The sequence below is a fragment of the Meiothermus cerbereus DSM 11376 genome (genome assembly GCF_000620065.1).
GTDB classification, from domain to species: domain Bacteria; phylum Deinococcota; class Deinococci; order Deinococcales; family Thermaceae; genus Meiothermus; species Meiothermus cerbereus.
On the sequence record NZ_JHVI01000012.1, the window covers coordinates 1 to 21,580 of the forward strand.

24 protein-coding genes and 2 tRNA genes are annotated in these 21,580 nt (G+C 61.9%); 12 read left to right on the forward strand and 14 right to left on the reverse strand.

Features of this window, described 5'->3' with window-relative positions:
• The 3 genes from Q355_RS0105170 to Q355_RS0105180 form a co-directional block, all read left to right on the forward strand.
• Positions 1–468, forward strand: a 468-nt coding sequence (locus Q355_RS0105170) for a transposase (RefSeq protein ID WP_027876815.1), incomplete at its 5' end; no start/stop codon positions are given.
• Positions 469–585: 117 nt separating this feature from the next.
• The gene (locus Q355_RS15410; RefSeq protein ID WP_245597497.1) at positions 586–1,197 is read left to right on the forward strand and encodes a GGDEF domain-containing protein; all 612 of its coding nucleotides are present in this window, start codon (positions 586–588) and stop codon (positions 1,195–1,197) included.
• Positions 1,198–1,223: 26 nt separating this feature from the next.
• Positions 1,224–2,384, forward strand: a complete 1,161-nt coding sequence (locus tag Q355_RS0105180) for a MalY/PatB family protein (protein WP_027876816.1) — start codon at positions 1,224–1,226, stop codon at positions 2,382–2,384.
• A 47-nt stretch (positions 2,385–2,431) separates the two neighbouring features.
• Here Q355_RS0105180 and Q355_RS0105185 read toward each other — a convergent pair whose 3' ends face one another.
• From Q355_RS0105185 to ftsE, 3 genes are all read right to left on the reverse strand, one after another.
• Positions 2,432–3,013 carry an AAA family ATPase gene (locus Q355_RS0105185; RefSeq protein WP_027876817.1) on the reverse strand — a complete coding sequence of 194 codons (582 nt, stop codon included), beginning with the start codon at positions 3,011–3,013 and terminating at the stop codon, positions 2,432–2,434.
• Between the two features lie 122 nt (positions 3,014–3,135).
• A complete protein-coding gene (gene hpf / locus Q355_RS0105190) occupies positions 3,136–3,684 on the reverse strand; it encodes a ribosome hibernation-promoting factor, HPF/YfiA family (protein WP_027876818.1) in 549 nt (182 codons plus the stop codon).
• A 388-nt stretch (positions 3,685–4,072) separates the two neighbouring features.
• A complete protein-coding gene (gene ftsE, locus Q355_RS0105195; RefSeq protein WP_027876819.1) occupies positions 4,073–4,759 on the reverse strand; it encodes a cell division ATP-binding protein FtsE in 687 nt (228 codons plus the stop codon).
• A 169-nt stretch (positions 4,760–4,928) separates the two neighbouring features.
• Between ftsE and Q355_RS0105200 the strand changes: the two genes are divergently transcribed.
• Together Q355_RS0105200 and Q355_RS0105205 are read left to right on the forward strand one after the other, a co-directional pair.
• Positions 4,929–6,245 carry a S41 family peptidase gene (locus tag Q355_RS0105200; protein WP_027876820.1) on the forward strand — a complete coding sequence of 439 codons (1,317 nt, stop codon included), beginning with the start codon at positions 4,929–4,931 and terminating at the stop codon, positions 6,243–6,245.
• A gap of 78 nt (positions 6,246–6,323) precedes the next feature.
• Positions 6,324–7,067 carry an ABC transporter ATP-binding protein gene (locus Q355_RS0105205; RefSeq protein WP_027876821.1) on the forward strand — a complete coding sequence of 248 codons (744 nt, stop codon included), beginning with the start codon at positions 6,324–6,326 and terminating at the stop codon, positions 7,065–7,067.
• Here the strand turns inward: Q355_RS0105205 and apaG are convergent.
• From apaG to Q355_RS0105230, 5 genes are all read right to left on the reverse strand, one after another.
• The gene (gene apaG / locus Q355_RS0105210) at positions 7,064–7,483 is read right to left on the reverse strand and encodes a Co2+/Mg2+ efflux protein ApaG (RefSeq protein ID WP_245597498.1); all 420 of its coding nucleotides are present in this window, start codon (positions 7,481–7,483) and stop codon (positions 7,064–7,066) included. The genes Q355_RS0105205 and apaG overlap by 4 nt on opposite strands.
• A 146-nt stretch (positions 7,484–7,629) precedes the next feature.
• Positions 7,630–8,787: a class I SAM-dependent rRNA methyltransferase gene (locus Q355_RS0105215; protein WP_027876823.1), complete on the reverse strand. Its 1,158-nt coding sequence runs from the start codon at positions 8,785–8,787 to the stop codon at positions 7,630–7,632.
• 70 nt (positions 8,788–8,857) lie between these two features.
• Positions 8,858–8,934, reverse strand: a tRNA-Ile gene (locus tag Q355_RS0105220).
• Between the two features lie 35 nt (positions 8,935–8,969).
• The gene (locus tag Q355_RS0105225) at positions 8,970–9,476 is read right to left on the reverse strand and encodes a hypothetical protein (RefSeq protein WP_027876824.1); all 507 of its coding nucleotides are present in this window, start codon (positions 9,474–9,476) and stop codon (positions 8,970–8,972) included.
• 56 nt (positions 9,477–9,532) lie between these two features.
• Entirely contained in the window at positions 9,533–10,480 is a 948-nt protein-coding gene (locus Q355_RS0105230; RefSeq protein WP_027876825.1) for an L-threonylcarbamoyladenylate synthase, read from the reverse strand.
• A 164-nt stretch (positions 10,481–10,644) separates the two neighbouring features.
• Between Q355_RS0105230 and ftsY the strand changes: the two genes are divergently transcribed.
• The 4 genes from ftsY (at position 10,645) to Q355_RS0105250 (ending at position 13,164) form a co-directional block, all read left to right on the forward strand.
• Positions 10,645–11,559, forward strand: coding sequence for a signal recognition particle-docking protein FtsY (ftsY, locus tag Q355_RS0105235; RefSeq protein WP_027876826.1), 915 nt, complete (start codon positions 10,645–10,647; stop codon positions 11,557–11,559).
• 9 nt (positions 11,560–11,568) lie between these two features.
• Positions 11,569–12,108, forward strand: a complete 540-nt coding sequence (locus Q355_RS0105240) for a hypothetical protein (protein ID WP_156941878.1) — start codon at positions 11,569–11,571, stop codon at positions 12,106–12,108.
• Between the two features lie 175 nt (positions 12,109–12,283).
• Complete coding sequence (locus Q355_RS0105245; protein WP_245597499.1) at positions 12,284–12,733, forward strand: GNAT family N-acetyltransferase; 450 nt, start codon at positions 12,284–12,286, stop codon at positions 12,731–12,733.
• A gap of 5 nt (positions 12,734–12,738) precedes the next feature.
• The gene (locus Q355_RS0105250; RefSeq protein WP_027876829.1) at positions 12,739–13,164 is read left to right on the forward strand and encodes a disulfide bond formation protein B; all 426 of its coding nucleotides are present in this window, start codon (positions 12,739–12,741) and stop codon (positions 13,162–13,164) included.
• 6 nt (positions 13,165–13,170) lie between these two features.
• Here Q355_RS0105250 and Q355_RS0105255 read toward each other — a convergent pair whose 3' ends face one another.
• On the reverse strand, positions 13,171–13,641 hold the full coding sequence (locus Q355_RS0105255) for a hypothetical protein (protein WP_027876830.1): 471 nt from the start codon (positions 13,639–13,641) through the stop codon (positions 13,171–13,173).
• On the reverse strand, positions 13,631–14,545 hold the full coding sequence (locus tag Q355_RS0105260; RefSeq protein ID WP_027876831.1) for a 2-hydroxyacid dehydrogenase: 915 nt from the start codon (positions 14,543–14,545) through the stop codon (positions 13,631–13,633). Before Q355_RS0105260 ends, Q355_RS0105255 begins: the two co-directional genes overlap by 11 nt.
• 105 nt (positions 14,546–14,650) lie before the next feature.
• Here Q355_RS0105260 and fni point away from each other — a divergent pair, with 105 nt between their 5' ends.
• Entirely contained in the window at positions 14,651–15,673 is a 1,023-nt protein-coding gene (gene fni, locus Q355_RS0105265) for a type 2 isopentenyl-diphosphate Delta-isomerase (RefSeq protein WP_027876832.1), read from the forward strand.
• Positions 15,674–15,708: 35 nt separating this feature from the next.
• On the opposite strand, the gene Q355_RS0105270 is transcribed toward fni, so the two are convergent.
• A tRNA-Met gene (locus Q355_RS0105270) sits at positions 15,709–15,785 on the reverse strand.
• A gap of 207 nt (positions 15,786–15,992) precedes the next feature.
• Between Q355_RS0105270 and Q355_RS0105275 the strand changes: the two genes are divergently transcribed.
• Both Q355_RS0105275 and Q355_RS0105280 read left to right on the forward strand, forming a co-directional pair.
• The gene (locus Q355_RS0105275) at positions 15,993–17,210 is read left to right on the forward strand and encodes a molybdopterin molybdotransferase MoeA (RefSeq protein WP_027876833.1); all 1,218 of its coding nucleotides are present in this window, start codon (positions 15,993–15,995) and stop codon (positions 17,208–17,210) included.
• A 298-nt stretch (positions 17,211–17,508) separates the two neighbouring features.
• Complete coding sequence (locus Q355_RS0105280; RefSeq protein ID WP_027876834.1) at positions 17,509–19,188, forward strand: DEAD/DEAH box helicase; 1,680 nt, start codon at positions 17,509–17,511, stop codon at positions 19,186–19,188.
• 45 nt (positions 19,189–19,233) lie between these two features.
• Here Q355_RS0105280 and Q355_RS0105285 read toward each other — a convergent pair whose 3' ends face one another.
• From Q355_RS0105285 to Q355_RS0105295, 3 genes are read right to left on the reverse strand one after another with little or no spacing between them, the layout of a single operon-like run.
• Positions 19,234–19,539 (reverse strand): hypothetical protein, encoded by a 306-nt coding sequence (locus Q355_RS0105285; RefSeq protein WP_036258751.1) that lies wholly within the window; start codon positions 19,537–19,539, stop codon positions 19,234–19,236.
• A gap of 50 nt (positions 19,540–19,589) precedes the next feature.
• On the reverse strand, positions 19,590–21,098 hold the full coding sequence (locus Q355_RS0105290; protein ID WP_027876836.1) for a tripartite tricarboxylate transporter permease: 1,509 nt from the start codon (positions 21,096–21,098) through the stop codon (positions 19,590–19,592).
• Between the two features lie 9 nt (positions 21,099–21,107).
• Positions 21,108–21,539: a tripartite tricarboxylate transporter TctB family protein gene (locus tag Q355_RS0105295; protein WP_027876837.1), complete on the reverse strand. Its 432-nt coding sequence runs from the start codon at positions 21,537–21,539 to the stop codon at positions 21,108–21,110.
• Positions 21,540–21,580 lie beyond the last annotated feature (41 nt).

Genomic DNA, 21,580 nt, shown 5'->3' on the forward strand with positions numbered 1-21,580 from the left:
AAGGTTTACCTACGGGGTCTGGCCTTTCCGGTCTGGGTCAGTTGGTACCGCTACCCTCTGCCCAAGGGGAAATGGGAATGGCGGTATGTGGTGGCCACCTTTCCCGCCAGCGGAAGGACGGTGCTCCTGTGGGGCAGGCGGAGGTTCAGCATCGAGCATTTCTTCAAGGCCATGAAAAGCGAGTTTTCTTTGGGGCAATTCGGCCAGAGAACCCCCTTAGGGGTGCATCGCTTCCTGGTGCTTTGCTTTCTCGCCTACCTGCTGGCGCACTGGGTGCGGATGGAGCAGGAGGGAGAGGGGCTGACCTGGCGGGAGGCGGCCAGGGAGTCCCTGCGCCTTCTCTTGCCCGGACTTGTAGCTCAGGCGGCACTGGGGGAACTTCATGCCCTAGGCCTCTGGCACCCACCGCCGGATGAAGTGAGAGGAAAAGCAGGTTTATGCAGGCTATGCAAGAGGTGCAAGTTTTGAGTCAACCGAAGGCAGGCCCTGCGGTTTTCCCTGACCTATCTGGGGTTGGGCTTGCTGGCAGGCGGCATTGGCCTGCTCGCAAGCCCCTCCCTCAACGCTACCTCCATCAATACTGCTGTGCAATTTACCCTTTCCAACATTGCTTACCTGGCTTTGCTGTACATGTTTGCCTTTCTGCGCCGCCACTACGCCCAGATGCATCAGATGGCCCATACCGATGCGCTTACCAACCTGATCAACCGGCGGGGCATGCAGCAAAAGCTGGAGGGCGAGCTCGAGCGGGCCCGCCGCTACAACCGCCCGTTTGCGCTTGTTCTGGCCGACATCGACCATTTCAAGAAAGTCAACGACACCTACGGCCACTCGGTGGGGGATCAGGTTTTGCGCGAAGTTGCTGGAAGGCTGGCCCAGCACCTGCGCGATAGCGATAGCCTGGCCCGCTGGGGCGGTGAAGAATTCCTAATCCTGGCCCCCGAGACCGACCTGCACCAGGCCCATCTCCTGGCCCGGCGCCTGCTCGAGGCCATCGGCGAAAGCCCCATATCGGGGGTACCGGTCACGCTCAGCCTTGGGGTGGCCTGCTACCGCCAGGGTGACACCGTGGCGGCCCTGCTGAGCCGCGCTGACGAGGCCATGTACCGGGCCAAAGCCGGCGGACGCAACCAGGTCGTACTGGAAGAGCAGCTCGAAGATGTGATCATCCCGGCCCACACCACACTCAACTCCTAGCTGCCCCTTGGCGATAAGCTATAGCCATGCAACTCGACCAGCTATCGCCCCACACCCTGCGCGACCCCCACGGCTACAGCGGCAAGTGGCACTTTTACCCCGAGGACGTGCTGCCAATGTGGGTAGCCGATATGGACTTTCCCATCAGTCCGGCCATCACCCAGGCCATCGTGGAGCGGCTCAAAGAGCGGGTGGGCTATCCTCAGATGAAGGGCGACAGGCAGCTTTTAGAGCTTATTGTTCAACAACAAAGCCGGCACGGCCTGGAAGGCCTTACCCCCGAAAACCTGCTGCTCACCACTTCGGTCGTACCGGCCATCTATGCCAGCGTGCTGGCCCTGAGCAGCCCCGGCGACGAGGTGATTACCCAGGTTCCGGTTTATCATCCCTTTCTGAACGTGCTGACTGAGCACCACCGGATTGCCCGACACAACCCTTTGCTGCCCACCCCCAGCGGCTGGGAGATCGATTTTGAGCAGCTAAAGCGCCTGGTCACACCCCGCACCCGCCTGCTGATGCTGTGCAACCCCCAGAACCCCACCGGGCGGGTCTTCCGGCGCGACGAGCTAGAAAAGCTGGCCGAGTTTGCCCTCTCCCACCGCCTGTGGGTGATGTCGGATGAGCTCTGGGCCGACCTCATTTACGAAGGGCGGCACATTCCCATCGCCTCCCTGGGCCCCGAAATAGCCCAGCGCACCGTTACCCTGACCGGGCCTTGCAAAACCTACAACACCGCCGGGCTGGGCGGCGGCGTGGCCATCAGCCACAACCCGCAGATACTGGCGGCCATGGCCCAGGTCAGCAAGGGGCTGGGCGGCCACCCCAACGTACTCTCGATGGCGGCCTGGCGGGCCGCGCTCGAGCACGCCCAGGACTGGCTGGAAGAAGTGCGGGCCTACCTGAAAGGCAACCGCGACTTCATCACGGCGTTTATGCAGCAACACCTGCCCCAGGTCGGCTACCGACCCCCTCAAGGCACCTACCTGGCCTGGCTCGATTTCAGGGGTACCCCTTTTGCCCAGGAAATCCATAAGGTCATGCTCGAGCGGGCCAAGGTGGGCCTCAACGAGGGCCGGATGTTTGGGCCGCAGTACCAGGGCTGGCTGCGTTTAAACTTCGCCACCAGCCGCAAGCTGCTGCAGGAGGCGCTCGAGCGAATTGCAGGGGTAGTGCAGGCTACAGATTAGAGCGGCTTCAGAGAAAATGACCTTAGCAAGTGCTGTTCAAGTGGGGTTCATTTCAGCATTTCCCGCCCCACCAGCACATACTCCTCCCAGGCCCGTGCAGCCCGCGGATCTGGGGCATTTTGCACCAGGGTTCCAGCCAGCACCGCCTTCTCGTAGGCAGCCAAGCGATGGATGGTATGTTTGAAATGCGGTATTTTCCGGGCCTTCAGATGGGCAAGCGTGCGCACTCCATCCAGCGAGGGAAAGGGTGGAACCAGGGTCACCAGGGCCTTAAACGGCAGGCCCTCGAGCGCCTGTACAAACTGCTGCAAGCTGGTCAGCGAGAGCACCCCCGGCGAAGTGGGAACTACCACCAGATCGGCCTTGTTCGCGTACTCGCGTAGGGTCTTGCCCCTGGGGTGCCCGGCTGTATCAATCACCACGTGCTCAAACCGCCTGGGCCGGGCCTCCTCGGGGCCCACCACTTCAAAGGGCAGCCCTGCGCCTTGCCGCGCCCATACCAGCGCGCCCTCAGCAGGATCGGCATCTATCAGCAAAGTGGGTGCGCGAAGCTGCAAAAACGCTGCCAGGTGCACCGCCGTGGTGGTCTTGCCCACCCCGCCTTTGAGCGATGTAACCAGAACGCGCATGTCTGGCTACATTCTAGCCGCACCGGCAGGGCATCCCGCTTACGACGCGGCAAATTTGCTCTGGTAAGCACAGAAGCAGCCTGCCCCTCCCAGCGCCATCTGCCAGGGAGGGGCTTGTATGCCTATGCGCTAGGCTCGATGAGGCCGTAGTTGCCATCGCGGCGGCGATAAATCACGTTAATCTGCTCGGTGTCGGAGTTGCGGAACACGAAGAAATCGTGACCCAGGGCCTCCATCTCGAAGGCTGCATCTTCTGGGGTCATGGGCTTCATGTTAAAGCGCTTGGTTCGGACAATGCGCGGCTCATTATCTTCTTCGGCTTCGGCAAAGCCACCCCCCGCCAGCACCGGCTCTGGAACTGCCTGACGTTCCCGCTGGAAGTGGCGCTCCTTGTAGCGTTTGAGCTGGTACTCCAGGCGGTCAATTGCGCGGTCGATGGCCGCGTACATATCGGAGTCGGACTCCTCAACCCGCACAATGCCCCCCGGCACATTGACCTGAATCTCGGCCTTAGCCTTACGCTCAACCCGCGCGCCCTGGGCCATCGAGAGCACCACTTTGGCCTCGGCGTTGTCGAAAAAGCGATCCAGGCGAACCATCTTCTTATCCAGATAGTTCTTGAGGGCCTCAGTAATCTCAATTTGACGACCAACCAGCTTATAGACGTTCATACTCGCCCTCCGATCGTACTCCGAGTTTGGCTTTCCAGGCTGGATTTCGGGGTGGAGGCGGCTCGGAAACCTCTAAATTTGGGTTTCCCGAAACGCTGTTTGGGCTTTCAAAATACCCCTATAGCCTGGTACCTAAATACTACCACCACCTGATGCGGGATATTTGTCCAAATCCACCTGGTGCATCGCGGTTCAACAATTGCGCTGTACCGGGTATTCCTCAGGGCACTCATACCGGATTCAAAAAGATAATCTTCAAATAAAAAGCGCTAAGAGGCTATCTTTTTGAATCCTAGAGCACACCCCTCGCTGCGCTCGGCGAAGAAAGCGTATCCCTTCGGTCGGGTTAGTTCGACACCGTTCGGTGACGAACTAACCGAATCTGGTATCACACCAGGCTGTACTTCCCCTCTCGCTCGTCGCGCACCAGTTGTCCGGCCTTGAGCACCACCACCCGCTGGGGATAGGCTTCCACCAGGTCGCGGGAGTGGGTGGCCATCAAGACGGTAGCCCCTCGAGCGTGCACCGACTTGAAAATTTCCAGCACCGCCAGGGCATTGGCCGGGTCGAGGTTGCCGGTGGGTTCGTCGGCCAGCAAGACCTGCGGGTCACCCACCAGGGCCCGGGCAATGGCGACCCGCTGGGCCTCACCCACCGAGAGTTCTTCAGGATAGGCCCGCTTCTTGTGGACAATCCCCACCTGGCGCAGCACGCGGGTCGTCCGGGCATCCCACTCGGTTTTGGGCACCCCCAGCACATGCAGGGCAAAAAGCAGGTTCTCTTCAACGGTTCGATCCCTTAGCAACCGGTGATCCTGAAAAACCACTCCGATGCGGCGGCGGTGCAGGGCAATGCGGTCACCGTGGAGGGCCTTGAGGTTTTCCCCGGCGAAATAGACCGCCCCCGAACTGGGCTCGAGGCGCTTCAAAATCAGGTTAAGTAGGCTTGACTTACCCGCACCCGAATGCCCAACCAGAAAAACAAACTCACCTTTTTTTATCTCCAGGCTAAGGTCGAACAGGGCCTTGGTCTGGGTACGGGGGTACTCGAGCGTCACCCGGTGAAAGTGAATCATCAGTACCCAGGGTACAACAATGCACCCCTGGCTGTAGCCGAGCAGGCCAAGGCCCGCTGGGTAGCGGGTCTTGGTACAGGTTCAACGTCGGGGCCTTCAGTATTGTCTGCGGGTGAACACTCCGCTCTCATCCATTGCCGCTACACTGTGGACTTAGGTGAACGAAACCATGAAGCGCAGAGCCTGGTTAATTGTGGTGGGTGGCATTCTGGCCGCCCTGGTTTATGCCCAGCTATCCGGCGGGGCCGCCGAGGCCTTTAGCCGCAACCCCTACGGACAAGCCCTGATCCAAACCTATCAACTCCTGCAAAGTCAGTACCTGACGCGCCTCGAGCCCGAAAAGCTCAACCGCGTGCTCGAGGGCGGCATTAGGGGTATGCTGGGCGCTTTGGACGACGAATTTACCAGTTATTCGCCGCCCCAGCGGGCTAGCCTGCGCAACCAGGACGTGCAGGGAGAATTCTTCGGCATTGGCGCTACCCTGGCCCCCAACGAGAACGGTGGTGGCGCACGGGTTCAGGGGGTGATCCGGGGTCTACCGGCCTTCAACGCTGGCATACGGGCTGGGGACATCATCGTCGAGGTCAACGGCCAGGACGTCACCAAGCTCGACCTGAACGAAATTGTGGCCCAGATTCGGGGCCCCCAGAACACCAAGGTAACCGTTGGCGTTCGCCGCGAAGGCAGCAACGCCATCCTGCGTTTCGAGATGATCCGGCAGCGGGTAGAAATTATCTCGGTTTCCAAAACCATCCTGCCGGGCAATGTGGGCTATGTGGCGCTGGAAACGTTCGGCAACGTGCGGGTAATTGAGCAACTGAATGCCGCCCTGAACGAGATGAAGCAACGGGGTGTGCAAAAGCTGGTCTTCGACCTGCGCGACAACGGCGGCGGCCTGCTGGATCAGGGCTGCCAGGTGGCGCGGGCTTTCATCCGCGAGGGCCCCATCGTATACGTCCGCACGCGCAGCGAGACCCGGCTCTACTGTGAGGCCAACGGCCAGGTCACCTGGAGTGGCCCCATGGTGGTGCTGATTAACGGCAACTCGGCCTCGGCCTCGGAGATTGTGGCGGGGGCCATGCAGGACACTGGGCGGGCCAAAGTCATCGGCGAAACCTCGTTTGGCAAAGGTGTGGGGCAGAACGTCATCGACCTTCCCAACGGGGGCGACCTGACCCTGGTCACCTTCGAGTGGCTCACCCCCAAGCGCCGCGGCATCAACAAGCAGGGCATCAAGCCCGACATCGAGGTTAAGGACACCCGCTTCGAAGTTCCGGTGGCCTTCGAGGGCACCGGGGCCAAGCCTGGGGAGACCGTGACCATCACCATCGGCGGCCAGACCTTCACCACCAAGGCCGATGAGCGGGGCAAGTTCAGCTTTAGCCAGCCCCGCCCAGCAGTGAACCTGCCTGCCGAACGCGGCCAGGCCGAGGTAGACCTGAACAAAGACGCCATCCTGCGTCGGGCGTTGGAAGAACTCAAGTAAAAGCCCCCAGTCCAGAGGCTCAAAGTCGGCTTTTTCACCGTTGTTTTGGGCCTTTGGCCTTAGGCTTTAGTGGTGGCGATGATCTGTCTGGAAGACCTCAGCAAGCGCTACGGGCAGTTTGTAGCCCTGGACGGCTTGAACCTCGAGGTACGCCCTGGCGAAACCCTGGCCCTCTTGGGGCCCAACGGGGCAGGCAAAAGCACCGCCATCAAGGCCCTGGTGGGGTTGCTGCGGCCCAGCCGGGGGCGGGCACTGGTGGGCGGGGTGGATGTGTGGAAAGAGCCTGTGCGGGCCAAGGCCCAGTTTGGTTACGTGCCCGACCGGCCCTACCTGTATGGCAAACTATCGGGCCTCGAGCTTCTGCGCTTTGCCGCTGGGGTGTACCGGCTGCCTAAGGCTAGGGCCGAAGCCCGTATCGAGGAGCTGCTGGTGCAGTTTCGCCTCGAGCGCTTCGCCTCTTCCCTCATTGAAACCTACTCGCACGGTATGCGGCAAAAACTATCGCTGGCCATGAGCCTCCTGCATACCCCCCAGGCCCTCATCCTGGACGAGCCGATGGTGGGGCTCGACCCCCACGCCACCCGGCTGGTCAAAGACCTGCTGCGCGAGTATTCCAAAGATGGGCGGGCGGTGCTCTACGCCACCCACCAGCTCCACCTGGCCGAGCAGGTCGCCGACCGCGTCGCGCTGGTGCATCGGGGCCGCCTGCTGGCCCTGGGCTCCCCCAGAGAACTCCTGCATCAACACGGCTCTGCCGATCTGGAGGAGTTTTTCCTGCGCCTCACGGAGGATGCCAGCGCATCCGAAACCACGCTGGTCTAGTTCAGGGTGCGGGAACCGGCTTCTGGCAGGCGCAGGGCAAAAGCCGGAATTTCGACGCGAAACAGCTCGCCCAGCATGTTTTGGAAGGTATAAAAACCCTGCATCGAGCCGGGTGGGTGGGCAATGGGGCAAAAGCTGTTGTACTGGTAGGCCTGTCCGGGCTCGAGGATGGGTTTTTCGCCCACCACCCCCTCGCCCTCCACGTGTCCTACCTCGCCATTGCCATCGTGGATGAACCACTCGCGGCGCAGGAGCTGCACGGTTTCCTGGCCCCGGTTTTCCAGGGTGATGAAATAGACAAACACATGCTGCCCCGGCCTCGAGTGCTGCTCGGCATAGAGCACCTTTACCTCGATGTGGATATCGTTGCGGATAGGCAGGTGCTGCGGCACCTTATAAGCATATCGCTGTTTCACGCAAACCCCACCAGAAATGTCTTTGATTTGGTCTTTTTCTGGGGCCCCGCCTGAAGCGCGGATAGCAACAGCCTTAAGCCCCAGCCTGTCCCTAACAGAACGATTCAGGCGAGGTTCATATAAAGCATTTCTGTTGGGCAACCACACTACAGCGGGTCGTCCTGAAAGACCACTGTCTTCAGGTACAGCGACTCCGGCACATGCAGGCTCCAGGGGTGATCGGGCGGGTTGTAGTGGATGGCATCTACCCGCAGCCGGCGGCCTTCATCGGCAGCGGCCCGGCGGGTCACCTCGAGCAGCGCATCCACCCCCAGATAGTACGCACAGCTCGATAGCCACAGCCACCCCTCCCGATCCAGCAGGCGCAGGGCCGGTCGGAGCAAGTCCACCAGGAGCCTTTTGACCCGCGGCAGTTCGTCGGGCTTTTTGACCAGGGTGGGCGGGTCAAGCAACACATGCTGAAAGGGCGTGATCTGGCTTCGGGCCAGGTTTTCCAGTACTGCTACCGCATCGCCCTGGCGTATGTCCACCCGCCAACCCTGCAAGGAAGCTGCCCGATCCAGCACCGCCAGGGCGTCCAGGTCTTTATCCACAGCCAGGGCATAGGCCCCCTTGCGCGCGGCCCGCAGGGCAAAAGCCCCCACGTAGCTGTACACGTCCAGCACCCGCTGGCCCGGCTGAATCATCTGCTCGAGCCGCCTGCGGTTTTCCCGCTGATCGAGGTAGTAGCCGGTTTTTTGCGCCAGGGCCAGCGGAATGGGAAAAACCAGTCCGTCCTCCCGCACTTCCAGCACCGGCGGCACCTGACCATACAGAACACCCACCTGCTCGGGCAGACCCTCCTGGCGGCGGCTATCCACATCGGAACGCTCGTAAATACCGGCTGGCTGCATCACTTCGATCAGGGCTGGCAGCCAGCTTTCCCGTAGGGCTTCCATGGCCCGGTTGCGCACCTGCACCACCAGCAAAGCAGCGAAGCGATCCACCACCAACCCTGGCAGCCCGTCGGCCTCGGCGTGCACCAGGCGATAAAAATCTCCCAGTTGAGCCCGCTTTTGCTGGGCCCGCGCGAAACGCTGCTGAAAAAACTTTTTATCCAGCGGGCCGTCCTCAAAACGGTAAACCCGTACCGCCACCCGGCTTTTGGGGTCGTAGTAGCCAACGCCCAAAAAAATGTTCTCGTCCGAAAATACCTGTACAACCCCCGCCTGTTCGGGCACCAAGGCCAGTTCATCGGCGAACAGACCGGGATAAAAGTTGCGTATTTTTTTGTCTTTACCTGCCTTGGTGATTACCCGGTTCACCGGCTCCCCCAAATCGTAAGTCCCGGCAAAAAAGCCAGGACTTTCAACAAGCTACTGCTTGCCAGAAAACTGGTGGGCCGTGCAGGACTTGAACCCGCGACCTGGCGATTATGAGTCGCTTGCTCTGACCAACTGAGCTAACGGCCCCCAAGCAGGTAGTCTAGCGGGTTTGGCCGATTTGCTCAACGCGGGGGGGGCGGATGCCTGTCCTGGCCGGTGAGCTGGTCCTCGAGCTCGCCGATATAAGCAGCCAGGGTATTCCCGGCCTTCTCGATATCTTCTCGCAGCTCGTGCTCTACTCGGTCAATCCGCTCGACGATCTCCTGTAGCCGGGCCTCGAGCCCCGCCGGGCTCTGGGCTTTGATGCTGGCCAGCTCGCCCTCGAGCCACTTTTTTAGCTCCGAGAAGCGGCTGGCCTCGGCCTCATCGGCCAGCTTCCGGGCCGCCAGAAGCTCCCGGGCATACCGCTTGACCTCGAGCAAAGCCGCGGTCTCGAGGCCTACCGTGTACATGAAATAGATCACCACCAGCACCGCCATAATCGAGAGCATCACGATGCCAAAGGGCGCGGTGACCTGGGTAAAGATCAGCGAGAGTGTCTTCTGCTCGCTAAAGACAGCCCAGTTGCGCCAGGCAAAAAGCGCCATCGCGACAACTAAAATCAGTAGGAAAACATTTCGCCCTCGCATCTTTAGCCTCAAACGATTATATCCTTGTCCTGCCTGAATCAAGCCAGGTCGGAGCTTCAGGCGGAAGCCCGCCGAAGCCGATCCATAATTGCCCTTCCCAGGCCCACTTCGGGTATCGGCTCAGCATAGATGGCCTCCAGGCCCAGCCGGTCGAGCTGGTGCAGGGCCTCAAATAGGTGTGCGGCAGCTTCCAGCAGATTACCGGTAGGGGACAACACCTTGACCACCTTGAACCCCTTGGGCACCTCGCGGAAGGCCAGGTAGCCCACCCGTTTACGCAGGGCCGACGGAACCTCTTCTGGCGCAGCTATGCGTATGGGTGTGCGGGGAGCATAGTGCTGGGGCAACTGGCCCGGAACCAGGGGCTTTTCGCTCGCCTCCACCTGCAGCGCCACCGTACCCAGCACCCGCTCCAGCTCTTCCAGCGGCACTGCCCCATGGCGCAGCAAGACCGGCTTTTCGGCCAGCAGCACAATGGTAGACTCCACCCCAAAAAGGGTGGATCCCCCGTCCAGAATCAGGTCTACCCGATGGCCCAGCATGCGCTCGACATGCTCGGCCCGGGTAGGGCTCAGGTAGCCAAAGGGGTTGGCACTCGGCGCAGCTATCGGCACCCCGGCCTTTCGAATTAGCGCCTGGGCCACCGGGTGAGCCGGCATCCGCACGGCCACTGTGGGTAGCCCTGCGGTAACGATGCCGGGCACCGCTTCCAACCTGGGCAGCACCAGGGTAAGGGGGCCAGGCCAGAAACGCGCCATGAGCTTCTCGGCCACCGCCGGGACTTCTCGCACCACCTGCTGCAACATCTCTCGATCGGATATGTGAACGATGAGCGGGTCAAAGCTGGGGCGCTGTTTGGCCTCGAAGATTTTAGCCACAGCGGTCGCGTCTAAGGCGTTGGCCCCCAGCCCATAAACGGTCTCGGTAGGAAAGGCCACCAGCCCGCCGCTGCGAATAATCTGGGCGGCGCGCTCGAGGTTTGCGGGGGTGGGCGGTACAACCATAACAACCTGCACATCATAGCAGAGCCGGTACAGCCCAACCCCATCTCATCGCGTTTCCACAATCGCTCCGCACGCACTGCGGCGTACTGGGTATTCGTGGGAACCGCTCGCAGACTGGGCGTTTACACACCGGCGGGCCGTGCCCCAAAAGGTAGACTGAGACTATGAGCTGGCTACAACGCCTCAAAGAAGGCCTGAGCAAAACCCGCGATAACCTGGTCAAAGCCATCCCCTGGAACGAAAACCCCGAAGAGGTACTAGAGGAGCTCGAGTTTGCCCTGCTGGCTGCCGATGTGGGGGTCGAAGCCACCCGGGAAGTGCTGGAAGAAGTGCGCCAGTCGGGTAAAAAAGACCTGCGTGAAGCCCTCAAACAAGCCCTTACGGTAGAGCTCGAGCCCGATCGCTTCCGGGCCAAAATTCGCAAAGCTGGCTTCAACCCAAGCGCCAAAAAGTCCACCGTGGAGCCCGTCGGCAAGGTGATTCTGATGGTAGGGGTCAATGGGGTGGGCAAAACCACCACCATTGCCAAACTGGGCCAGTACTACCGCTCAAAGGGCAAGAGCGTGATGTTTTGTGCGGGTGACACCTTCCGGGCCGCGGGGGGTGCTCAGCTCGGGCTGTGGGGTGAACGGCTGGGCATCCCGGTAATCCAGGGCCCCGAAGGCTCCGACCCCGCCGCGCTGGCCTTCGACGCCGCCTCGGCCCGCAAAGCCCGGGGGATCGACCTGCTCCTGGTAGACACTGCCGGGCGGCTGCACACCAAGCACAACCTGATGGAAGAGCTGGCCAAGGTCAAGCGCTCCATCGCCAAGGCCGACCCTGGCGAGCCGGGCGAGGTCTGGCTGGTGCTGGATGCCGTCACTGGGCAGAATGGCCTCGAGCAGGCCAAAAAATTCAACGAAACCGTGGGCCTGACCGGGGTGATTGTGACCAAGCTCGACGGTACGGCCAAAGGGGGCATTCTGGTGCCCATCGTGCGCGAGCTGGGCGTGCCCATCAAGTTTATTGGGGTGGGCGAAAAAGCCGACGACCTTCAGCCGTTTGATGCAGGCGAGTTTGTCGAGGCCCTGTTAGAATAGAGAGGAACCATGAGTTGGCAAGATAAGGCTAAAACTAACCCTGGGCAACGCACCTTGGCCAAATCGGATTGGCCGTTGTTCGAGTGCCTCATCAACCAGGATTGGCAAGACCCTACGTCTTTATGCCAAATTCTGGTGGCTCGGAAATCCGCGCAAGGCGAGATCGCCTTTAGCTTTTTTTTGGTAGATCTGGCCTGTCTTGGAGTAAAAAACGCGGGCTATGGGCGTGGGGCTTGGCAATACGAACAGATCAAAGAAGCGATGGTTTCGACCCAAGACATGGTTCCTTGTTCGCTCGACCTGGCCGCAAAAGTGCTTTCCGAGGCCATCTTGTATGCAAAGCGCTGGGGTTTTGAACCCCACAAAGATTACGCTAAAGCCAAGGCGTTGCTCAAAGGAGCCAACCCCATAGACACACCCATCCCAACCGGTGGCCCCACTGGCAAACCGTTTTATGTGGCTGGGCCCTACGATAACATCAAGCTCATCATCGCTACGCTCAACCGTACCGCCGGAGAGGGCAACTACGACTTCCTACTCCATCTGTAATCTTTATTTACCCCTGGCCTCGCGACAGCATTCCGGCGAGGTAGCGGGTATTCCCTATCTGCTCCAGCCCAACTTTCCTCTGCTTCTTGCCAACACCGCCTTTGGCTACGCCAAGGCCGCCCAAAAGGAGCTCGAGGCCCGTTTTCGGGCTATCCAAGCCCCACCGGCATTTACCATGCTCGAGGGCGACCTTCCCTCAGCGTTACTGGCCGCGGGCTACCGGGCGTCGGCCACATTCGAGCTGTGCCAGTCTGAACCCAGCCACCGGGCTTTCTGGACCGAGCAAGTGCCTTGGTCGGAAGCCTGGTCCATCGCGCGCATCCTAACCGAGGCCTACCAGGTTCCTCAGTGGCGCTTTCCTGTTTCTCAGCGGATAGGCAAGCTGCTACAAGACCCCGACAGCCAGGCCTTTGTGGCCTATCTGTATGGCGAGGCGGTGGGGGCCATTCTCGTTTACCAGGGCATCGGTCTTCTGGCGGGGGTGGTGCCCAAACGACTGGGCCACGGGGTAGGAGCCGCCCTGATAGGCCGCATTGACCCAAGGCCCTTCTTGCGTCCGGCAGGAACCGAAGCCGAATTTCCGGGTCAAGTCCTAAACCGCTTCATACGCTACAGCTTAGAATAAGCCCAATGCAGAAATCGTCTTCTTCCACGTTTGATCGCAACGCCTTGCTGCTGGCTTTTGCCTGGCTGGTAGCGCTGGTCGCCACCCTCGGTAGCCTGTACTACTCGGAGGTGCGCAACTTCATCCCCTGCACCCTGTGCTGGTACCAGCGCATCGCCATGTATCCCCTGGTGTTCATCCTGGGCATCGCTACCTGGCGCAACGACGCCCAAATCCGGCCCTATGCCCTCACCCTGTCGCTTTTAGGGCTGTTTTGGAGCAGTTACCACCTTTTGGAGCTGTGGGTGCCCGGCCTGGCCCCCAATGTCTGCAAAGGCCCCATTCCCTGCAACGTGGAATACATCCCCAGCTTCCCCATTCCGCTGCAGGCCGCAATCGCTTTCTTGCTCATCTCGGTAGCCCTGTTTTTGGTACGCCCGCCCCGGCGGTAGTAGCGGCTAGGCCCTTTTGCGTACCCAGTGGGGAACCCCTAGGGTGCAAAACAGGGCCACGCCAAAGGGCAAGGTCAGGGTTAGTGCCAGGAAGGGGTCAAATAGCCCCAGCAGCGCACCTGCGCCCATTAGAACCAGCACGGCAAAGGCAAAAGCCCGGTGTCCTTTAAGCTCCAGGCGCTGGAACAGGTTTCCTCGAGCCTCCGTAGGGTTCTGGCCCATGGCTTTGCTCAGGCCCAGCATGGCATACCAGGCCAAGAGCAGCATGACCGAAATCACCAGCAAGGCATCGCGCCAGGAGCCCACCGTCTGCACCAGCAGCACATACACCGCCTGGGTGGCCGCAGTACAGGCCAGGTTGATGCGGCTTTGCAAGCGGTTCTGGGCCTGGCTCAGGCTTACCTCTACCGAGACCACCAGGGCTAAGGCCCAGGCCCCCACCGCGAAGACCAGCGCCAGCAGCAGGTCAATAACCATCGGTCACCACGTTTTGCAGGGGCTCGCCGCGCAGGTAGCGGGCCACCTGCTGGCGCACCAGCCGAAAGCCCCGCTCGAAAAGCCTGGGGGTTGAGCCAGCAATGTGTGGGGTCAGAAACACCTCCGGCAGCGACCACAGCGGGTGTCCTTCGGGCAGGGGCTCGGGGTCGGTGACGTCGGTAACCAACCGCACCTGCCTGGCCCGGATGGCCTCCACCAGGGCCTCCTGGTCTACGGTTTTGCCACGCCCCGCGTTCACAAACAGCACGCCCGGCTTCATCTGGGCAAAGTGAACAGCCCCAATCAGCCTGTCGGTCTGTTGGGTGTGGGGCAGCAGGTTTACAATCACGTCGGCTTTGGGTAGCAAATGGGGCAGGTCGGCCCAGGTGTGTACCCCCTCGCGGGCTGTGCGGGCTACCCGGATAAACTCCACTTCGAAGGGGGCCAGGCGTTTCTCGGTGGCCCGGGCAATGGAACCATAGCCTAAAAAAAGCACCGTGGCGCCCTCGAGGTCGTCCACCCAACGGTAGTCCCAGCGTTGTTCCCGCTGGGCATCGCGGAACTCGGGGAAACGCTTCACAGCACCCAGTATGGCCGCCACGATCCACTCCGAGACCGGGATGTCGTGCACGCCGGCCGCATCGCACAGCACCAGACCGGGGGGCAGGTGGGGCAGGATCCAGTCCACCCCCGCCGTGAGGGTCTGCACCACCTTGAGCTGCTTGAGCTTGGGCAGCTCGGCAAAAAAGCGCCGGGCCCCGCCCCCATAGGGCGCCACCGCAAACTCGGCCTGAAGGGCTTTCTCCGACAACGGCCCTTCCTTCGGTAAAAAAGCCACCTCGACCCCTTCCGGAAAGCCCTGTAAAAGCCGGGGCTCCACCGCTTCGGAAACCAGCAGAATCATCAGGGTTACTATATCGCGGGCCCAAACTTTTTCTCCAGGCGTTATAGCGTTGGTGTCTGCTGGGCACTGTCCGCTCTAGCCCAGGCCTGTACAATCGGGTTGGCCGTGAGCGATACCTCGGAGATTCAAACCCGCAAGCGCAAGCACTTGGAGGTCTGCCTACAGGAGCCCGTGGAGTACACCCGGCTCACCACCGGGCTCGAGCGCTACCGCCTGCGCTACCGGGCGCTGCCCGAGCTGGCCCTGGAGGATGTCGATCTGTCCACCCAGTTTCTGGGCAAAACCCTTAAAGCACCCTTTCTGATTGGGGCCATGACCGGGGGTGAGGCGCACGGGGGGCGCATCAACCACGCCCTGGCCCAGGCCGCCGAAGAGCTTGGGGTCGGCATGATGCTGGGCAGCCAGCGGGTCATGCTCGAGCACCCCCAGGCCCAAAGCAGCTTCCAGGTGCGCGCGGTAGCCCCCAGAACCCTGCTCATCGGCAACCTGGGGCTGGTGCAGCTCAACAAAGGCTATGGCCTACAGCAGCTCAGGCAGGCCGTTGAGCTGGTACAGGCCGACGCCCTCGCCCTGCACATCAACCCCTTGCAAGAAGCCCTGCAGGTGGGGGGGGATACCGACTTCAGGGGCCTCTTGCATAAGCTACAGGGCCTGCTGCCCCAGGTGGAATTCCCGGTCATTCTCAAGGAAGTAGGACACGGAATCGGGCGTGAAATCGCCCAACATCTGGCAAACCTGCCATTCGCAGCATTGGACGTGGCCGGTGCGGGTGGTACAAGCTGGGCCAGGGTAGAGGAACTGGTGCATCACGGGCGCATTCTGCACCCCGAGCTGGTGGAAATCGGCATCCCCACCGCCCAGGCCCTGGTGGAATGCCGCAGCGTGCTGCCCCACAAGCCCCTGGTGGCCTCGGGAGGCATCCGCAGCGGTACCGATGCCGCCAAGGCCCTGGCCCTGGGCGCACAGGTGGTGGCGGTGGCCCGGCCTTTGGTAGAACCCGCCCTCAAAGGCCCCGAAGCGGTGGTGGACTGGATACAGAATTTTTTGCACGAGCTGCGGGTGGCCCTTTTTGCCATCGGAGCCCGCACCCCTGCCGAAGCCCTGGGCCGTATCGAAAATGTGCAGTAAAAAACCCCCCGATTAGCGGGGGGCTTCTTGGATTTTGGTTGCGGGGATAGGATTTGAACCTATGACCTTCGGGTTATGAGCCCGACGAGCTACCAGACTGCTCCACCCCGCGATGGCGGCTGCATGTGACAGCTTTTACATATTAGCCGGAAAAGCCCGTTTGGTCAAGATGCCCCCTGCCCTCAGGGGAATGCCTTCCACCGGTGGCTAGATGGGCAGTGGAAGAGGCAAGCAGTCAACCATAGACCTCGCGTTGGGGTAAAGCAAAACGAATATCTTCCTGCCTTTTGGTTAACCCCGACTGGGTAGGATAAGGGGTATGAAGCAGAACCTGACGGTCGAAGATGCTCTGGAAATCGTATTACAGGGGGCCAGACCCCTACAGCACATTGAACACCTGCCGCTGGCAGCAAGCTATGGTGCAGTTTTGGGTGAAGACCTGCGCTCCAGGGTCAACCACCCCTCGGCCAACGATACCGCCGTAGACGGTTATGCCTGCCTCGAGGCCGACACACGAAGTGCCTCCCTGGGCAACCCGGTTCGGCTTAGGGTAATCGGGCAATCCCCCGCAGGCAAGCCTTTTGCCGGGAAAATTGGGCCTGGCGAGGCTGTGCAGGTATTTACCGGAGCCCCCATCCCAAAAGGGGCCAATGCGGTGATTCGGGTGGAGGATACCCTGCGCGAGGGCGATTTTGTCTGGCTGATGAAGCCCGCCTCGGCAGCGGACATTCGCCACCAGGGCGATGATCTGGTAGAGGGGCAGACCTACCTGCACAAAGGCGACCTGCTCACGCCAGGGCGGGTGGGGCTGGCCGCTGCCATGGGCTACGCCACCGTGCCGGTGGTGCGGCGGCCTCGAGTAGGCATTTTGGCTACCGGAGACGAGGTGGTCGAGCCAGGAGAACCCCTGCCTTATGGAGGGGTTTATAACTCCAACAGCTACTCTGTGGCAGGTCTGGTGGTTGAGGCGGGGGGCGAGCCCATCATTTTACCCAGGGTCTCGGATAGTGTGGAGGGCCTGCGCACTCAGCTCCAGCGGGCCGGGAGGCTCGACCTGCTCCTTACTACCGGTGGGGTTTCGATGGGGGAATACGACATCGTGCGGCGGATGCTCGAGCTCGAGGGCGAAATTCACTTCTGGAAGGTTAAAATACAGCCCGGCGGCCCCCTCTTGTTTGCAACCTGGAACGAACTACCCCTGATGGGCCTACCTGGCAACCCCGTATCGGCCATGGTAACGTTTTTACTTTTTGGGCGGCCTTTTCTTTTCAGGCTATTGGGGCGCACCGACCCCCCCCTCAGCCGGGTCAGGGCCGTGGCCGATACCCCTTTCGAGGCCAACCCCACCCGCCGGGCCTACCGCCGGGCGGTACTGCGCTGGGTCGAGGACCGTTACCACGTAAGCAGCACCGGTAGCCAGTCCAGTGCAGTGCTCCATTCGATGGCGCTGGGTAACGCGCTGGTGGTACTCGAGGCCGGGCTTTCGGCCAAGCAGGGTCAGATGGTCGAGGTGATTCCCTTTCCAGGAGCGCTTTAGGGCCTGGCGGCCTCGAGCGCCCGCAAGCGGTGCCAGAGCTCCCAGCGGCCAGTCCGCAGTAAACTTGCACCGCTTGACAAAACCTGCTCCATCCGCCACACTGCAAGGGTTGCGCTTACTTTCCGCAGGGTGCGGCCAAGCGCATGGTTCACCAAAGCCGTACATCCTACACCTCCGTACAGTCTGGACATTCGGTTCTTTCTGGGATGAGCGGCTCGAACCCTATGGGGTTGGATTCGCCCAAGCGCTTTGCGCCCCGGTGGCTTTTCAGCCCACACCCAAAAAGGACGTTTGAGATATGGAATTTTCAGCATTTCCGTTAAGGCCTGAGGTAGCTCAGGCCATCCAGGCTAAAGGTTTCTCCACCGCCACCCCCATCCAGGCTGCGGCCATCCCGCTGGCCCTCAAGGGCAAAGACGTGCTGGGCCAGGCCCGCACCGGCACCGGCAAGACCCTGGCTTTTGGCATTCCCATCGCCAACCGCCTGGATGCTGCCCGCGAGCGCGGGCGTCCCCCCAGGGCCTTTGTGCTTACCCCCACCCGCGAGCTGGCCCTGCAAGTAGCCAGGGAGCTCGAGTGGCTGGCGCCCCACCTCAACATTACCCCCATCTACGGGGGCACCGGCTACGGCAAGCAGGCCGAAGCCCTCAAGCGCGGCACCGACGTGGTAGTAGCCACCCCAGGCCGGGCCATTGACTACCTCGAGCAGCGCGTGCTCGACCTTTCCAAGGTAGAAATCGTAGTGCTCGACGAGGCCGACGAGATGCTCTCGATGGGCTTTGAAGAAGCCGTCGAACAGCTGCTGGAGGCCACCCCGCCCACCCGTCAGACGCTGTTGTTCTCGGCCACCCTGCCCACCTGGGCGCGCCGCCTCTCGGAGCGCTACCAAAAGGCCGCCATTCACATCAACGTAATCAAGGACGAAGCCATCTCCTACGAGGAAGTAGCGATTCAGGCACCCATTCAAAACCGGATTGCGGTGCTGTCAGATCTGCTCTTTGCCTACGCCCCCGAGCGCACCATTGTCTTTACCAGCACCAAGGCCGAGTGCAACGACCTGGCCCTGGGCCTGGAGAGCCGCGCCCACAGCGCAGCGCCCATCCATGGCGACATGGGCCAGATTGACCGGGAGCGCGTGATGGAGCGCTTCCGCAGCGGAGCCGTGAGTGTGCTGGTAGCGACTGATGTAGCCGCCCGCGGGCTGGACATCCCCGAGGTAGACCTGGTGGTGCACTACCGCCTGCCCGACCAAAACGAATCGTACCTGCACCGCTCAGGCCGCACCGGACGGGCGGGGCGCTCGGGCAAGGTGGTGATTCTGTACGGCCCCCGCGAAAAGCGTGAACTCGAGAACCTCGAGCGCGAGGTCAAACGCAGCTTCAAGCGGGTTAACCCGCCCACCCCTGAAGAGGTCATGTCGGCCAAGTGGGCTGTGCTGGCCCGCCGCATCGCCAAACAGCCCGAGGCCGACAAAAAGCTCTGGCGTGAGCAGGCCGAGCGCCTGATCGCCGAAGGCGGCGTGGATGCCGTAGCCGGGATGCTGGCCCTGATTCTGGGCGGAGCCCCCACCCCCAAAAGCCTGATTACCGGCGAAGAGAACTGGGTTACGGTGAAGCTGTCGGGTTCCCGCCTCAGCGTGAACCGAGCCGTAGCGGTTCTGAAGGGCGCTGGAGCAAGCGAAATTGGTCGCGTCCGCCTCGAGGGCGAGATAGCAGCATACGTCGATATCCGCCCTGAAGACCTGGGCAAACTCGATCACTCGGCCCTGCGCGACCTGCGCCTGAGCAAAGCCAGTGAGGTTCCAGCCGAGGCCCGCCAGTCCGAGCGCCAGGGACAGGGCTTTGGCCGCAGTCAGGGTAAGCGTCAGGGTCAGGGGCGCCGCGAAGGCAGTGGTCAGCGCCACAGCCAGGGTGAGCGCCCTTTTGAAGGCCCTGAAGAGCGCCGTGAGGGCGAACGCAAGCGGGTGGTATACCGATAAACGACGTAAAAACCCAAAGCCCCCTTGAGCGAGGGGGCTTTGGCGTCAGGCTGGCAGGCGGGGACGGCGTTTGCGCGTCAGTAGCCAGATTCCAGCCACCAGCAGCAACAAAGGCAGCCCCCATTGCAGCAAGAAACCCAGCAAGCCCGCCGCCACGCCCAGGGCGCTGCCCACCACCCACAGCACCAGGCCCAGCACCAGCAATACCAGCAGCAGCGGGAACAGCATCACGCCCAGCACGGCCAGCAGCGGCAGGGCCACAATCGCCAGCACCACCCCCAATAGCGGCCCCAGCAAACCCGTGACCAGCAGGACGGCCAGAATTACCAGCAACCACCCGAGCAGTTCCATGCCTCGAGGGTAGCGCACCTGGGGGTGGGGGTCGTAAGCCCCCTTACACTTCAAAGCTCCTCGTCGCCGCCCAGCCCCTGCTTGCGGAAGCGGGCGATGATCACCGGAGCGAAGAGCGAGAGCGCCGCCAGCACCCATAACCCAATGGCAATGGGGCTGCTGAAGAGGTAGCCCACATCGCCGTTGCTGATGGTCATGGCCCGGCGCAGGTTAATTTCCATCAGGTAGCCCAGCACCAGCCCCAAAAGTACCGGGGCCAGGGGAAACTCGAGCTTGCGCATCAGGTAGCCCAGCAGCCCGAACACCGCCATCAGCAGCAGATCGAAGGGGTTGTTGTTGACCGCATAGACCCCAATGAAGCTGATGGCCAGCACCGCCGGAATCAAGAACCAGGCCGGGACAGCCAAAAGGCGCACGAAGAGGCCCACCAGGGGCAGGTTCAACAAGAGCAGTACCGCGTTGCCCACATACATCGAGGCAATCAGGCCCCACACCACCTCGGGATTCTTCTGGAACATCTGCGGCCCCGGCGTCACCCCCAGGCTCACCAGGGCCCCCAGCATGATGGCGGTGGTGCCGCTGCCGGGCAGGCCCAGGGTGAGCAGGGGGATCATGGCCCCGCCCGCCGCCGCGTTGTTGGCCGACTCGGGGGCCGCCACCCCGCGCAGGTCGCCCTCGCCAAAACGGGCCTTGGCACCCAGCAGGCGTTTCTCGGTGGTATAGGCCACAAAGCTGGCGATGGAAGCCCCCGCCCCCGGCAAGACCCCAATCAAGAAGCCCAGCACGCTGCTGCGCAGAATGGTGACGAGCGAGGCCATGAAGTCTTTGAAGGAGAGGTAGATACGCCCCACCTGGGCCCGCACGGCGCCGGGGGTTTTTTCCTCCAGGAGCATGAGTACCTCGCTCACCGCAAAGAGCCCGATGGCCACCACCAGAAAGTCCATGCCGTCTTCTAGCTGCAAGAACCCGAAGGTGTAGCGCGAGATGCCCGACTGGGGATCCTGGCCCACGGTGGCCAGCATCAGGCCGAAGCCGGTGGCAATCAGGGCTTTGAACATATTCTTGCCCGCTAGGGCCGAAAGGGTGGAGAAGCCAAAGACCATCAGGGCGAAATACTCGGCGGGGCCAAAACGAATCGCCCACTGGGCCAGCAAAGGCCCCAGGGTCATGAGGCCCACCACCGAGAGGGTTCCGGCGATAAACGAGCCCCAGGCGGCCATGGCCAGGGCCGGGCCAGCCTGCCCCTGCTTGGCCAGTTTGTGGCCGTCGAGGGCGGTGACCACCGAGGAGGTCTCGCCGGGGATGTTGAGCAGGATGCTGGTGGTGGAGCCGCCGTACATGGCCCCGTAGTAGATGCCCGCCAGCAGAATCAGGGCCGACTCCGGCGGCATCTTGAGGGCAAAGGTGAGGGGCACCAGCAGGGCCACCCCGCTGATGGGACCGATGCCGGGCAGTACCCCGATGAGCGTGCCTACCAGGCACCCCAGCACCACCAGGAGCAGGTTGAGGGGCTGGAAGGCCACCCCAAAACCGTTTAGAAGCGCTTGCAGGATGTCCATGGGCTGCTCCTATCCAAAAACCCGCCCCACCGGCAGGGTTACGCCCAGCGCTTCGGTGAACAGGAAGTAGACCGCCAGCGTAAAGGCCAGCGCCCCGCCCAGGCCTTGCCACCAGCGCGCCCCAAACAAAACCGAGAGCAGGGTCATCTCGAGGGTGGTGGTGAGGATAAAGCCCAGCGGAACCACCAGGTAAGCGTAGGCCACCAGGCTCAAGAGCACCAGCCCCAGCACCGGCCAGAAGCGGGCGGGCGGCCAAGTGGGATCGGGGTCGGGCCTGAAGAGGAGCCACAGGGCCGAAAGCCCCACCAGAAGGGCGATGATGTATGGGAAAGGCCGGGGGCCCAGGGGGTCGGAGAGGAAACCCACCTGCATCCGGCTGGCCTCGAGGCCATACCCCAGGGCCAGTAACAATACCAGGATGCCAACGATGCGGTCGGTCATAAAGGGAGGCTTTAACGCTATAGCCGATAGCCAAAAGCGGT